The 14612-nt window shown below is 60.0% G+C and carries 13 protein-coding genes and 1 pseudogene; 3 read left to right on the top strand and 11 right to left on the bottom strand.

Features of this window, described 5'->3' with window-relative positions:
- From NCS02_RS30225 to NCS02_RS30280, 11 genes and pseudogenes are all read right to left on the bottom strand, one after another.
- Nucleotides 1-236, bottom strand: a pseudogene (locus tag NCS02_RS30225) (IS21 family transposase); the annotation flags it as partial.
- A 216-nt stretch (nt 237-452) separates the two neighbouring features.
- Nucleotides 453-716: a hypothetical protein gene (locus NCS02_RS30230; RefSeq protein ID WP_250520680.1), complete on the bottom strand. Its 264-nt coding sequence runs from the start codon at nt 714-716 to the stop codon at nt 453-455.
- Nucleotides 717-1021: 305 nt separating this feature from the next.
- On the bottom strand, nt 1022-2059 hold the full coding sequence (locus NCS02_RS30235; RefSeq protein WP_250520679.1) for an AraC family transcriptional regulator: 1038 nt from the start codon (nt 2057-2059) through the stop codon (nt 1022-1024).
- Nucleotides 2060-2924: 865 nt separating this feature from the next.
- A complete protein-coding gene (locus tag NCS02_RS30245) occupies nt 2925-3881 on the bottom strand; it encodes a SphA family protein (RefSeq protein WP_250523468.1) in 957 nt (318 codons plus the stop codon).
- Between the two features lie 41 nt (nt 3882-3922).
- Complete coding sequence (locus NCS02_RS30250) at nt 3923-4456, bottom strand: flavin reductase family protein (RefSeq protein ID WP_250520677.1); 534 nt, start codon at nt 4454-4456, stop codon at nt 3923-3925.
- Nucleotides 4457-4483: 27 nt separating this feature from the next.
- Complete coding sequence (locus NCS02_RS30255) at nt 4484-5731, bottom strand: styrene monooxygenase/indole monooxygenase family protein (protein ID WP_250520676.1); 1248 nt, start codon at nt 5729-5731, stop codon at nt 4484-4486.
- A gap of 55 nt (nt 5732-5786) precedes the next feature.
- Nucleotides 5787-6575, bottom strand: coding sequence for an SDR family oxidoreductase (locus NCS02_RS30260; RefSeq protein WP_250520675.1), 789 nt, complete (start codon nt 6573-6575; stop codon nt 5787-5789).
- Between the two features lie 43 nt (nt 6576-6618).
- Complete coding sequence (locus NCS02_RS30265) at nt 6619-7860, bottom strand: dienelactone hydrolase family protein (protein WP_250520674.1); 1242 nt, start codon at nt 7858-7860, stop codon at nt 6619-6621.
- Nucleotides 7861-8808: 948 nt separating this feature from the next.
- Entirely contained in the window at nt 8809-9741 is a 933-nt protein-coding gene (gene catA / locus NCS02_RS30270; protein ID WP_250520673.1) for a catechol 1,2-dioxygenase, read from the bottom strand.
- Between the two features lie 78 nt (nt 9742-9819).
- The gene (gene catC, locus NCS02_RS30275) at nt 9820-10110 is read right to left on the bottom strand and encodes a muconolactone Delta-isomerase (protein WP_250520672.1); all 291 of its coding nucleotides are present in this window, start codon (nt 10108-10110) and stop codon (nt 9820-9822) included.
- Between the two features lie 26 nt (nt 10111-10136).
- Nucleotides 10137-11273, bottom strand: coding sequence for a muconate/chloromuconate family cycloisomerase (locus NCS02_RS30280; RefSeq protein WP_250523469.1), 1137 nt, complete (start codon nt 11271-11273; stop codon nt 10137-10139).
- 344 nt (nt 11274-11617) lie between these two features.
- Between NCS02_RS30280 and antA the strand changes: the two genes are divergently transcribed.
- Genes antA through antC form a run of 3 tightly spaced genes read left to right on the top strand, consistent with a single transcriptional unit; the run spans nt 11618 to nt 14588 of the window.
- The gene (antA, locus tag NCS02_RS30285; protein WP_284504470.1) at nt 11618-13027 is read left to right on the top strand and encodes an anthranilate 1,2-dioxygenase large subunit; all 1410 of its coding nucleotides are present in this window, start codon (nt 11618-11620) and stop codon (nt 13025-13027) included.
- Between the two features lie 3 nt (nt 13028-13030).
- Complete coding sequence (antB, locus tag NCS02_RS30290) at nt 13031-13528, top strand: anthranilate 1,2-dioxygenase small subunit (protein WP_250520669.1); 498 nt, start codon at nt 13031-13033, stop codon at nt 13526-13528.
- 16 nt (nt 13529-13544) lie between these two features.
- On the top strand, nt 13545-14588 hold the full coding sequence (gene antC / locus NCS02_RS30295) for an anthranilate 1,2-dioxygenase electron transfer component AntC (RefSeq protein WP_250520668.1): 1044 nt from the start codon (nt 13545-13547) through the stop codon (nt 14586-14588).
- Nucleotides 14589-14612: the final 24 nt, after the last annotated feature.

Below are 14612 nucleotides of genomic sequence, written 5' to 3' on the forward strand. Positions count from 1 at the left end.
ATGCGACCGTAGTCGGGCTGTGCATAGGCCGCGGGTCCGGTGGGCTTGCCAAGAAGCCGTCGCTCGAGCTCGCCTTCGTCCATATCACAGGCGCTGGCCCAATCCAGCCCGGCGGCACCCGCCAGTCCGACGTACTTCGTGACCACGCCCTTGGAAATGCCCAGCGACGCGGCGATTCGATCATGCGAGAAACCGCCGTCGAACTTAAGTCGTAAAACGTCCTTGATCATGCGCATGTTCATCCGGTGCGCGGGCATGCTCTCTCCGGCAAAAGCCGGCGAGCATAGCTCGCGTGGTTGATGTCATGCGCAACGCCAGTCCTGTCCTCCGGTCCGTCCGGTCACGTTCCCGAAACGGCCGGTCACGTTGCCGAAATCGCCGGTCACGATCCCGAAACGGCCGGTCACCTTCGTCCGAAATACGCAGCAGCGCCTGACGCATCTTGGGTATGCTCAGTGAGACGTAATTTTCTTGGCAGCGATCGCCTTCGCCAGATCGTCGGCCAGGGCCGCTTGGACTGGCGCATGCTTTTCTCGCACCGCCTCGGCGTCTTCCGGAAGTTCGGGAACATCTTGGAGCGGAGATGCGATTTCTGCATCCCGTGCGGCGGCTAACTCCGCCAGATTTTCAGGCCGCAATGCGCGTTCGAGGATCCCCGCGTCAATGCGGAAATGCTTGCTGATCACCTCGCACGCATGTACGAGCGCGAGAGACACTTGCTTTTCGTCGCCTAAGCTTTGGCCCAGAACGGCCCGACACTTTCTCCGTCGACGTGCTGCACACCGCCGAACCGTGAGCGATCGGAAGCTGACTGCAAGCGCAAAAAGGGCGCTTGGACATGCTGACCGCACTCTATGAACGCTGCGATGAAGCGATAGGTCTCGCGCTCGTCCAGAAGGACCTTCTTTGAACCCGGTGTGTTCGCTTGCACTTACTGGGCGCGAGGGGTTGCGCTTCGAAGATCGATTGCCTTCGAGGGATCGGAGCTAGCAGCGCTGGCTCACTAGAGCTGATGACGAAATTAATCCGATTTTCGCCGGCAACGGAGAGAAGCGGACGGCGATTCACCAAAGTGCTTTTTATACTCAACCGAGAACCTGCCGAGATGCGCAAAGCCCCACTTGGTGGCGATTTCCGTGACCGACATGCTGCCAGATCCTCCTACGGTCACCAATTCCTGCCGTACACGCTCAAGTCGCAATTGCCGCACGTATCCCATCGGGCTCATCCCATAGTAGTTCTTGAAACCGGAGAATAGCCTGCTGGCGCTCACGCCTGCATGTTCAGCGATGCACTCGATGGTCAGCGGTTCTTGAACGTTGGCGCGGATGAACTCCTCAACACGGCGGACGAAAAGGGGGGCGAGTGTCCCCGCCGGACGGCGTATGCCGTCGCGGGCTGTATTAGATTGCCCGTAAAGGAGTGCGTTAATCAGGGACGATTTAAACTGGTTGAATGCCAGCGGATTCATCAACGGATGGTTGTCGACACTCATCGCGTCCGCCAGCAGAGGCAGCAAATGCGTAAGACAACTGCCTGCCGGAGAATTTAGTGACAGCTCCGGCTCGAACTCCACAGGGCGGCTGAACGACTCCCCCAGGTGCTTCTCGCAGTGTTCCTCAATGGCGCCACGCTCAATCCTAAGGATGACCTGGGGGCAAGCATCACCCCACCGCATCCGTAACGGCAATGAAGGAGAGAGGAGCGAGGCCGCCTGCGGTGTCGAAACGAAACGTCGGTTGCCGCATTCGATTTCCGCGTTGCCGTGAATGGGAATCTGGAGCAAAAAGAAATTCTCTAGGCGCCCCGGGTCAATCACAACCTCGCTGCCGTAGCCGAGCAGATTCAACGACACATCGCCATGTCGTACATGGTGCATGCGTCCCAGAAGATCATGTACGGCCGTCACGACTGAGAGTCCGTGCGGACGGAACACTCTGCCGACAATCGCCCGTACTTCCTCCAGATCGGTCGACTGCATTAAGAGGTTATCGCGATTGAAACAGGGCGCCGTTGCCAGGCTTTGCACGTCGAAGCGGGACTCTGACCGATTTTCCAAGGTTCACCTCCGACCTTACACGCCCGATATCCGGTCTTCGCGTCTCGACCGCAAGAAACGGGCCATCTTCCATCTTAGAAAAGGATGCGCATCGTTCGCATCGGCATATACCCGCAACACCGGCGGACCGCTCCGGTTTCCTCGCGCACAGCGCGAAATTCCAGGAGTTGCTGGACAGTGGTTGAAGTTGCCGGATATCACGATCGTAGTCCGACCTCGATACTGGAATCGAGCGCTCAGCCAAGTTGGGCGCGTGCACAAGGAGGACATGATGGACATCGCCGAAACTTCCCTGCATGGTCAGGTTGGCAAGTGGCTGGTACTGACGCATACGACGTATATGCGTGTGGTTCAGATCAGTCGTCTCGGATCACATCGGCACCGTTTTGTGTGCGTCGAAACTTCAGGTCCAATGGGTACGCTCGCACTTTTCTTTTTCCGGCACGGCGACCGCTCATGGCGAGTCTACCCTCCCGAAACGCAACGCCCTACCATGGCTTTCGCGCGGTAGCGTCGGCGGTAGTTGCCGATTTCCATTTTCTCATGGAGATCGAGCGTCGAAGCTTGAACGAACCCGCGAACATCGTGCTCATCCCAACGCCCGAATTGACGACACACGATATACGCGGGCAGCAGATCTCTTTTCATCATCGCCTCTTTCGCTGGCTGCGAGCGCGGTCCGCCTGTATGGCATAACCCTCGAAGGTGCACACTCTAACCATCGTCAGCATTTTGCTGCGGTAAAGGACATCGCCGCCCCGAGCCTGATCCCGGCGTACAGGGCGGACACCCGATGAACGCCTGCCAGCCGCGTACTCGAGGAATCACTCAGCGCCCGCCTTACGGCGGGCCTCCGTCGAGCATGTCAATGAAAGTGATGCACATAGCGCAGTACAACGCGCGTTCCTTCCGGCCGGTTCCGCGCGCCCGCCTCGAAATAGGCGTTGAACATCAGGTGGTCTTGCTGCGAGAAGCTATACATCGCACCCGGACCAATCGCCCAGACCGCTTCACGTTGCCCGGACACGTTCTCGCCATTCACCTTCACGTCGGTGATCTGGCGCAGCCAGTAGCCGTTGAGGCCGATGCGCAGACCCGGCATGACCTCGTATTCGGTGGCGATGTTGATGTGCAGCGCTTGCCCGGCCTGCGATGAAGCGGCGCCGGCTCCAAGACCCTGATAAGGACGATTGTTCGTGGCGTTCCAAAGGTAGTGCAGTCGCCAGGAAACTGTCCATTTCGGATTGACCCAGAATGTCGCCGCCCAATACGGATCGATCGACCAGAAACCACTGCTGGGGCTGATCGCCTTGCTCGGATTATATGCGCCCGTTGGTGCGATGATCTGAAATTCGAAACGGTGCGCAAAGCGTGGTCCGTCGGGGCCCATCACCGGATCGAACTGGATGAACGGCCCAATCAGGACGTCGCCGAACCCGGTGCGTGCGTTCAGCGCCACGTCGCCCACGCCGTCGTCGGTATGCGCCGACGCCACCCACGGCAGGATGACGTCGATGCCCGGATGGGCGCCCGCGATCTTGAACGGTGACTGATAGACGAGTTGCGTCAGTCCCGCGAAGACATCGACGTTCTGTTTCGGCAAAGCGACCTTGTTGCCGGCATTGTCATTGATACGGTCTGCCGTGTAGTACTCGAGGTACTGCGTTGCATACCAGCCAGAGCCTGCCGGCGGCGCACCATCGAGGAAGCTCGTGAAACCCAGGTTGATATTGGGTAGATCGCTAGCGGTCGCCGATGTCGTGTATATCAAGCCGATCGCAGTGAGGCAGGAAAGCAGCAGGCTGGACGCGCGGTGCTTCATTGAACGACCTCTCATCATGTAAGGCATGCGAAATAATCGGATCAAGAAAAGAAAAGGTTATTGGCGACCGCGCCGTACTGTCCCAAATGGAAGACCAGGGGCGCGTGTCCGTTTGCCTCGAAATGCTCGATATGCCCGATAAAAATCACGTGATCGCCGCCTTCGTGCTGCGCAAGATTGCGGCAAACGAAATGCGCGCTGCATCCATCGAGCACCATCGTGCCGCCCAGGCTTTCACGGCAAGCGACGCCGGCGTACTTGTCCGGCGATGCTTTCGAAAAGCGGCGGGACAGGTCGATCTGGTCCTCGGCCAGCACGTTGATCGCGAAGTGCCCGGCATTCACGAAATCCGCGCAGCTGGGCGACGTCTTGCTGATACTCCACAGCACGAGCGGCGGGTCGAGCGAGAGCGATGCAAACGAGTTCGCGGTCAGGCCGACCTTGCGTCCGTCCTCCGCGGCGGCAGTGATGACGGTGACGCCCGTCGGATACTGCCCGAAGGCGTTGCGAAGTTGCCGCACGAAGTTGACCAGGTCGTGAGGCTTTTCAGCTGCGGGCTCGTAAGTGCTGGACATGACTTATCTCCTTAGGTATTCGATCGATCAGGCGGCGTTCGCGGCGATCGCAGCGTGCTCGCCAATCAGCGCCGCGCAAGCTGCAGGGTCGAACCACCAGGGCGAGAAAGTGCGCGGGTCATCGAAACCATTGGCGATGAGCGAGGCTAGCGAAGGGAACTGACCGGCCGCACCAAGCAGTTCGAGAATGTGCGGCGGCGGCGGCGTGAGCATCGAGTTCGTCCACTTAATGACTGCTTGCGCATACGACCAATAGCGATCGAATGTCTGCTGCATCCAGTCCTCGCTGAAGGCGGCGCCGCCGCGTTCCAGAATTGCATCGAGGTAGACCTTGGTGCACTTAGCGGCATTGTTCGAACCCTGGCCTGTGATCGGATCGTTCACGACTATCGCATCGGCCATGCCGAACACCGTCTTGCCGGAAGGTAGGCGGAAGTATGGGTTGCGCACCGTGGGGGCGAAGCGGCCGGACAGGACGCCATTCGGGTCGGTCAGTTCCACGTTGGCGCACCGCTCGGCTTCCCAGGGCAGATACTTGCGGACGAACGAAAGACTCGTCGCGAGGTGCTGCTCCGGTGTCTTGACCTCGTTCCAGCAATCGAGCGGACCGCCGGGAATGCCTTCAAACACCATAATTTCGCACGGGCCGGTCGTCGTCAGCGCAGGGAATACAAAGTACTCGCCCACACCCGGGATCAGGTTGAAGCGTACGCGCGAGTAAGGGTCAGACGGCGTCATACCCTTCACGTAGGTCAGCGCCAGCGCGCGCTGCGGCTTATCGAACGGACTGCGTTCGGCGTTGCGGCCCAGCAGATTTACGATCTCGCCCTTGCCGGCCGCGAGCAGCACGAGGTCATGGCTTCGCGCCAATTCTTCCATTTCGGGCACGCCCACGTCGCAGATCCGCACGTCGGCGCCGCGGAGTTTGACGGCCTCGAGCCAAGCCGACATCTTGAGGCGCTGGTCCACGGATTGCGCAGGCCGCGTGAGGCGCGCTGACCAGTCAATCAGCTTGCCGCCGGGCACGTCCGGATGCGGCACCGCGAGGCCGATGCCTTCAACGGGTGGGCAAGCGTCTTCCCACCAGTTCAGGCCGAGGTCGCGCTCGATCTGCAGCGACGTGTTGAACATGCACTGGCTCGACATGACCTTGCCGGTGCGAATCTGCTCTGCATCGCGATTGGTCACGAGCGTGACCTCATAGTCACGTGCGAGCAGGGCAAACGCCAGTTGCAGGCCGGACTGGCCGGCACCGATGATGGCAATTTTCTTCATGACGGATATCTCCGAGTTGATAGATAGGCTCAGACTGATTGGATTGCGCGCGCAGTTACTCAGCCAGTTTTGGGATTGCGGGCACGGCCTGTTCAGGGCCCATCGCTGAATAGCCGCCATCGACGGCGTAATCGGCACCCGTCACGAAGCTCGCGGCATCGGTGCACAAGAAAGTAACGACGTGCGCGACTTCTTCGGGATTGCCCACGCGTCCAAGCAGATGAAAGGGCGCAGCCACGCGATCAGTCTTCGCGCGGTCGCCCCGAGAGAGTTCGTCCATCACACGCGACCACGTCCAGCCTGGGGAAACCGAGTTCACACGAATCCTGTCCCGCGCCAGATCGAGCGCCATGTTGCGAGTGAGCGCCTTGAGCGCGGCTTTCGAAGTCGGATAGAGCCAGCGGCCTGTCTGTGCGCATTCGGCTGAGATCGAGCTGAAGTTCACAATCGAGCCGCCGCCGCGCTCGATCATGTACGGACGCACCGCCTTTACCAGCATCACGGCGGAGATCACGTTCACGTTCATTGCGGCAAGCCAGTCGTTGCGGCCTGCCTGGATGCCGTTGTCTAGATAGCTGCAGGCCAGGTTGACGAGGATGTCGATGCCGCCGAACGTCTCGACGGTTGTTGAAACCGCTCGCGTAAGCGCACTGTCGCTCGTAACGTCCGTTTCGATGAAGACGCCGTTGGTGCCGAGCGAGTCGGCCACGCGCCTGCCGTTCTGTACGTCGATATCGAGGAGGGCGACCCGGGCGCCGGCGGCAGCTAGGTCTTTTGCGACGGATGCGCCGATCATTGTGGCGCCGCCCGTCACGATGGCGGTCCTGCCTGCAAGTGAGGTCATGGCTTGCTCGATGGTCGTTGGGTGTGTGTGATGTACCGGGAGATCAGGCGTTGTCGACGGCGCTGCTGCTGTCCCAACGCTTCATCAGCGTGTTCGACGGGATGGTTTCGTCGAGCAGCTTGTGCGCAGTTTCGACACCCGCAGTAGGGAGGCCCGTAGGATCGAGCAAGCCGATCTGCACCAGCACGCTGGCCTGGTCCCAATAAATGTGCTCGTGATAGAGCTTGTTACCTCGGAACTTCACCACGGCAAGCAGCGGTATCTCGACGCGCTTGCCCGTGGGCGCGATGCCGGGCAGCATCCAGTCGATCTCGGTCGTGTGCGTGAAGCAGAACAGCACCTCATCGACGATCTGTGTTGCGCCCACGGTGCGCGAGACCGGCGTGATCTCCGTGTCCGGCGGATTGGCGTGGACGAAGTGATGGCTGTAAAAGCGTTTCAGTTCCTTGTAGCCAACACCGCCCGTGAGGGTCGGGATATGGTTGACGTAGGGCTCGGCCACCATCGTCGCCATCGTGGCGTCCACGTTGCGCGTCGTGAACTCATGCGCGAGATGCTCTTCCCACAGGGCCGACAGATCGTAATGCGGGCCCATCGCCTTGCGGAACGCGGCCACTGCGCGTTCGTGGGCCATCATCGCGGAAGTCTTGTCGAAGTGGTCTCCACCCTTGCGCGCGAACGCGTGGTCGACGCCTGGATAGACATACACCTCGATGTTGTCCTTGCCGGCGAACGCTGCCGTGATCTGTTTCTGTGCTTCGGGCGGACAGAAGCGGTCGAGCGCCGCGATGTTCAGGACGAGGCGACCTTTGATGCTGGCGGCTTCGTCCAGTGCCCGCTCGATGCCCACGCCGTAATAGCTGACTGCGCACGTCACGGGCAGGCGGCAGGCGGCGAGATAGGCAAGCTTGCCGCCCATGCAGAAGCCGAGCACACCTGTTTCGCCTTGACACTCGGGCAGCGTGCGAAGTACGTCGAGCGTCGCGGCGATATCTGCAACGCCCTTGTCTTCGTCGTACCGCCGATAGAGGTCTAACGCGCGCTCAAAACCGGCTTCTGTATAGCCGAGTTCGATACCTGTTTCGACGCGCCAGAACAGATCGGGAACCAGCACTGTGTAGCCTTCCTCGGCGTAGTAGTCGGCCACTTCGCGCATAGTCGCGTTGACGCCGAAGATTTCCTGGCAGAGTACGATTCCAGGTCCCGTGCCGCTTTCAGGGACCGCTAGGTAGGCGCGGAATGCGTCGCCGTGCGGTGCAGGAATGTCTACGTATCGTCCTTTCATTGTGGCCTCTCTGATGGGGTTGCGGCTTGAGAGGCTCCAGTGTTCGGCGACAAAACAAACGGCTCTATCCGTTTTTTTTAGCGGTTATCCGCGGAATGCAAAAACCCTGCAGAACAAGGGAAACTCCTAATAAGGGAGCGAGGTCTTCGCGGAGCCGAAAACCGAGGTCGAAGAGGCGGCCGGCGCAACGTGGTCCGGGGATGAGGAGACGGACCTCCGCCTTGCGGTGAAAAAAATGACCGACCGACTGGTCGCAGTCAGATGCTGAAGCCCATACCGATCAGTGAGCGATAGGCTCGGTACCAGGTGGCCTCAACCGCTGCCAACGATTCACTCATACGGCAAATGTTCGGCCAGTCGACTCCCATTGGCCAACTGCTGCGCTCGCCCCATCACTCGGATTTGGCGCTGCCTTACACGCGAGTCCGTTTGTGAGCGACAGCGCGGTCGTGGCGCAGCGGCACCGTCGCATCGGACAGGCGCCGCTCGCACGGCTGTTTGAGCGCACGGCGCACTGCCAGTGCACGCACGACGCGGTCCGCAACCGGTTCAAGAATTGAGCTTGTGAGGCATGGATGGGACGACACCGCGCATTGCCGTCAGCTCTGCCAACCGCAAACATTTGATGCTCAGTGGCTCTGATCGCCTATAACCTGATCCGTCGCGAGATCGCCGTTGCTGCCCGCGAACCGAGGCCTGCCACACGCGCATCAGCTTTGTGCACGCGGTTCAGACGATCCGGCAGGGGATGATTGCGGCGCTGTCTAACGCCCTTTGCAAGCAAGCCTGGTTGCCTTCAGCGGCTACGCACTCAGCTGAAGGCGTCGCCAAATGAAAAACGACCCGTCGCACGTGCGAGCGAGTCGTCAAACCAGGCCCTGTTCGTTACGCCGTTCGGTATCTCCGGATGGCTGTTGCGCAGGTCCGGTCGGCCGCCACGCGGGGCTGTTACGCCGAGGCAACGCGCAGGCGATGGACGATCTGGTTGTCCTTGCCCTGAACGAGCGGAGTCAGGGTAACGTTGAACTCAATGTCCTTGTAGGTATCGGTTTTTAGGCCCAGTGCGGCGCCGCCCGTCTTTTCGATGACAGGGGGAATCAGTTCCTCGCGGGTGGCGTAGGCAAAGTCGTCCCAGATGAGCGGATCCCCTTCGATGTTAAATTGCGTGGTCAGCTTTCGGTGCTGGTCGCTCGTCACGAAGAAGTGCACGTGCGCCGGACGGTCGCCGTGACGGGCGACCTCGTTCAACAGCTGCTGAGTCGCACCCTGCGGCGGGCACCCGTAGCCCACCGGCATGAGCGTGCGGAATTGGTACTTGCCATCCTCACCTGTCCTGACCGCGCCGCGCAGGTTGAATTCGCCCTGCGTGCCGGTCGGATCAAAATGCGAATAGAAGCCGTTTGAATTGGCATGCCAGCATTCCACTAGGGCGCCTGCAAGCGGCTTTCCGTCCAGGCCTGTGACCGTGCCATGGATGACGAGCGGGCCAGCGCGCGGGTCGGGATTAATGTCGATCTTGGATACGCCATCGCGTATCGGCGCACCGGCAACATATAGCGGACCTTCGATCGAACGCGGCGTGCCGCCGTCGATGCCGATTGCCTTGTCAGCGGCGTCCATGCGAATGTCGAGATACTTCTCCAGACCGAGTCCGGCGGCGAGCAGCGCCGCTTCGCCGTCTTGTCCAAGCTTGTTCAGATAGTTGACACCGGCCCAGACTTCATCGGGCGTGATGTCGAGGTCGTCGATAGCCTTGAACAAATCGCCGAGCAGTCGCTGAAGAACCTGCTTGAAACGGCCGTTGCCGTCCTTGCTGTCGATGTTGACAGCGGCCTTCAGCAGGTCCTGCACTTCTTGCGTATCGAATACTTTGACGCTCATTGTTACTGTCTCCATGTAGTTCTCAGGGAAATTGCGATTCGTGACGCGCTCGCCCTCGAAAGAGCAGTTCTCTCCAGCTTAAACGTCGTCGTCACGAATCGACGACGGATGACGACACAACGGCGTCACCGAAATCTTCATGTATGGGAAGAGCGGCAAACCCGTCAGGATGTCGTGCAGTTCCGCATTGCTTTCAACGTCGAAGATGCTGAAATTGGCATACTCGCCTGCGAGACGCCAGATATGGCGCCACTTCCCGCTGTGCTGCAGCGCCTGTGAATACGCCTTCTCGCGACCCTTGATGTCACTGGCGACTTCCGCCGGCATATCGGCCGGCAGATTCACATCCATTTTTACGTGGAAAAGCATCGTCAATATCCTTTGCTGCGTCGGAATTATCGGGTGATCTTTATGAGCCCATCGCGGGTGAAGCGCTTGACCCTAACTTCGTCCAGTTCAATACCAAGACCCGGGCCATTCGGCACAGTCAGTTCGAAATTGCTGTAGTCCAACGAATCCGACAGGATTTCTTCGACGATCAATAGTGGCCCGAATAATTCCGTACCCCACTGCAGGTTCGCGAAGCTGGCGAACAGATGCGCCGATGCTATAGTGCTGAACGCGCCTTCGAGCATCGTGCCGCCATAGAGTTCGATACCCGCTGCATCGGCAATCGCGGCGACCTGCTGCGCAGCAAACAACCCACCACTTTGTTCGATCTTGACTGCGAACACGTCGGCGCCGTGGTTCTTTGCGATCTCAAACGCACTTTGCGGACCCTGCAGGATTTCGTCGGCCATCAATGCAACCGGGAAGCGGCCCCTCAGGCGCCCCAGCGCCGCTGGTGAAGCCACCGGCTGTTCGACCAGTTCGCAGCCGGCGTCGACCAAAGCGGGAATGGCGCGCGTTGCCTGCATCTCGCTCCAGGCCATGTTGACGTCCACGCGAACGGCCGCGCGGTCTCCGACCGCCCGTTTGATCTCGGCGACATGCCGAACGTCGGCCTCCAGCTCTTTCGCACCGATCTTCAGCTTGAAGACGTTGTGCCGTCGCGCTTCGAGCATCTTCTCAGCCTCGGCGATGTCTTTGGCCGTGTCGCCCGAAGCCAGCGTCCACGCGACGGGCAGACGTTCGCGACGGCGACCGCCAAGCAAGTCGCTCACCGGCACGCCTAGGCGCTTGCCTTGCGCATCTAACAACGCCGTTTCCAGCGCGCTCTTCGCGAAGTGATTGCCTTTGACCAGCCTACCGACGTACGCCATCAGCGCCTGAATGCCGGTGGGGTCCCGCCCGATCATCGCCGCAGCGCAGTAGTTGTCGATGGCGAGCGTTATCGACTCGGGGCTTTCCGGACCGTAGGCCATGCCGGCGATCGTGGCGCCTTCACCGATACCGACAACGCCATCGCTGCAGTACACCTTCACCAGCATCAATGTTTGTCCGTGCATCGTACCCACAGAAAGCTTGTGCGGGCGGATTGTGGGCAGATCGAGTAGGCAGGTTTCGATGCGTTCGATAGTGGTTGAGCTCATGGCAGAAGCTGATGAAATTCGTGGACCCGGCGCCCATCCACCGGTGCTTACCCCATCGGCCTTCGATGCGCAGTCATCGACGGGCGTTCAGTGGCGTCCACAGGATTAAACACTTGCGCCCGCGCGCGCGCTATCCGTCTACTCGTCACCTCCTATCCGTTTTTTTTAGTCTGGCCAGCCGAACGCTCGTGCGCGGTCGGGCTCGGTCGTCGCACCGCCCCGCACCGCCCCGCACGGCGCGTCGACGAAAAAAATGGATAGAAAACAGCGACCAAGTGGATAGCGCAGCCGCTGCATCGGGTATTCAATCCACCTCATCGGAGACTTGGTCGCGAGACCGCTTAATGGCAGGAGGAGAACCCATCGTGAGCGCGGAAAAAACTACGTCGCAGTGGCAGGATTTCGTCGGCGGATGCCTTGACTTCCGTCCAGCTGAGGGCGTCTATCGCATCGCTCGAGAGATGTTCACGGAGCCGCAGCTGTTCGACCTCGAGATGGAGTTCATCTTCGAGAAAAACTGGATCTACGCCTGCCACGAGAGCGAGATTCCCAAGACGAACGACTTCATGACGATGCGTGCAGGCCGGCAGCCCATGATCATTTCGCGCGACGCCAACGGTCAGCTCAATGCAATGATCAACGCGTGCCAGCACCGTGGTGCGACGCTCACGCGAGTGGATAAAGGCAATCAGTCGACTTTCACGTGCCCGTTCCATGCGTGGTGCTACAAGAGCGATGGGCGTCTCGTCAAGGTCAAGGCGCCCGGCGAGTACTGCGAGGACTTCGACAAGTCCACACGAGGCCTTAAAAAAGCTCGCATTGCGAGTTACAAGGGCTTTGTGTTCATTAGCCTCGACGTCGATGCGACCAACACGCTCGAGGACTATCTTGGCGACGCGCGCATTTTCTTCGACATGATGGTGGCGCAATCACCGACGGGCGAGCTCGAAGTGCTGCCGGGCAAGTCCACCTACACCTACGAAGGCAACTGGAAGCTGCAGAACGAAAACGGCCTCGACGGGTATCACGTGAGCACGGTGCACTACAACTACGTCGCCACGGTGAAGCACCGCCAGGAGGCGAATGCGCAGGCCGGCGGGGCGACGAACCGCACGCTCGACTACAGCAAGCTTGGCGCGGGCGACGCCGATACCGACGACGGCTGGTTCGCGTTCAGGAACGGCCACAGCGTCCTATTCAGCGACATGCCGAACCCCAGCGTGCGTCCGGGCTACGCGAGTGTCATGCCGCGCCTTGTCGAAGAGCACGGCCAGCAGAAGGCTGAGTGGATGATGCATCGTCTGCGCAATCTGAACATCTATCCGAGCCTCTTTTTCATGGACCAGATCAGCTCGCAGTTGCGCATCGTGCGTCCGGTAGCCTGGAACAAGACCGAAGTCACCAGCCAATGCATCGGCGTAAAGGGCGAATCGGATCAGGACCGTGAAAGCCGCATCCGGCAGTTCGAGGACTTTTTCAACGTTTCGGGCATGGGCACGCCGGACGACCTGGTGGAGTTCCGCGAGCAGCAGCGCGGCTTCCAGGCGCGTCTCGAGCGCTGGAGCGACATCTCGCGCGGTCATCACAAGTGGTTGTCGGGTGAGACGGCCAACACGCGACTGCTCGGCATCGCGCCCGCGCTGTGCGGTACGGAGTTTACCCACGAGGGTCTTTACGTCAACCAGCACGGCGCGTGGCAGACGTTCCTCAAGAACGGTCTTGCACAACAAATGAACACTAAGAAGGAGGCTTGAACCATGTCAGACACGCATACGCTGCAGCAATCGGTCGAGCAGTTTCTCTATCGCAAGGCCGAGCTTTGCGACGCGCAGAACTGGGACGAGTACCTCGACCTCTTCGATGAAGATAGCGAATTTCACGTGCCTCAATGGGACTCCGAGCACGTATACACGAGTGACCCGAAACGCGGCATGTCACTCATCTACTACGCGAACCGGACGGGTCTCGATGATCGCGTGTTTCGCCTGCGCACGGGCAAGTCGGCGGCATCGACGCCGCTGCCGCGCACGCTTCATCAGATCACCAACGTACGTATCGCGGAGCGCGAACGCGGCGAATTGGAAGTGAAGGCCAACTGGGCCACTTTCTACGCGCGGCGCGGTATTGGCGAACACTTCTTTGGACAAGTCACGTACCAATTGCGCCCCGCTGGCGCCTCCTGGAAGATCGCGCGCAAGCACGTGCTGCTGTTGAACGACACGATCAACGCAGTGCTTGATTTCTACCATCTGTGAGCGGGAGTACCACGACATGAGCCACAAGGTCGCCTTCAGCTTTGCCGACGGCAAGACTGTGTTCTTCGATGTCCGCACGAGCGAGCTTTTGCTCGACGCCGCGCTGCGCAATGGCGTGAACCTCCCACTCGATTGTCGCGAGGGTGTGTGTGGAACCTGCCAGGGTCGCTGTGAATCGGGCAGTTACACGCAGGATTATGTCGACGAGGAAACGCTGTCCGCGGACGATCTCGCCGCACGCAAGATCTTGTCCTGCCAGACGCGCGTGCAATCCGATGCATCGTTTTATTTCGACTTCGATTCCAGCCTGTGCAGCGCGGGTGGCACGACGTCGATCACGGGGCAGGTCACGGCCGTGAAGCAGATTTCCGAAACGACGGCGATCCTGCATCTGGACGCGAGCGCCCATCCGCGAAGGCTTGATTTCTTGCCCGGGCAGTATGCTCGCCTGCACGTGCCTGACGCGGGTGCATGGCGTTCATATTCGTTTGCCAACCGGCCTAATGACAGCAATCAGTTGCAGTTCCTGATCCGTCTTCTGCCGGACGGCGCAATGAGCAAGTATATGCGTGAGCGTTGCCGGCCCGGTCAGACGATCGAGTTTGAGGCGCCGCTCGGCACGTTCTATCTGCGGGAGGTGGAGCGGGCAGTCGTGATGGTCGCGGGCGGCACGGGTTTGTCTGCGTTTTTAGGCATGCTCGATGATCTCGCGCACAACGGCGGCTGTGGCAAGCCAGTGCGTCTGTATTACGGCGTGACGAACGCACGCGACCTTTGCGAACTCGACCGGTTGAAGTCCTACGAGGAGCGCATCGCCGACTTTGCCTGCGAAATTGTTGTGATGAATCCCGCCCAGGAGTGGCAGGGCAAAATAGGACTGATCCCCGAGCATTTCGACCGCGCGTTCCTCGAAGCGAACCCGTTCGATATGTACGTGTGCGGACCGCCTCCTATGGTTGACGTGATCAAGACGTGGCTCGCGAGCGAGCGCGTGCACGACCATCACCGACTCTGCTACGAGAAATTCGCAGACAGCAACAGCACGCAATCGGCGTCGTGAAGTTGCGGCGCAGCGTACGCCTCG

It is taken from the genome of Caballeronia sp. NCF2, assembly GCF_023631205.1.
Classification (GTDB): domain Bacteria; phylum Pseudomonadota; class Gammaproteobacteria; order Burkholderiales; family Burkholderiaceae; genus Caballeronia; species Caballeronia zhejiangensis.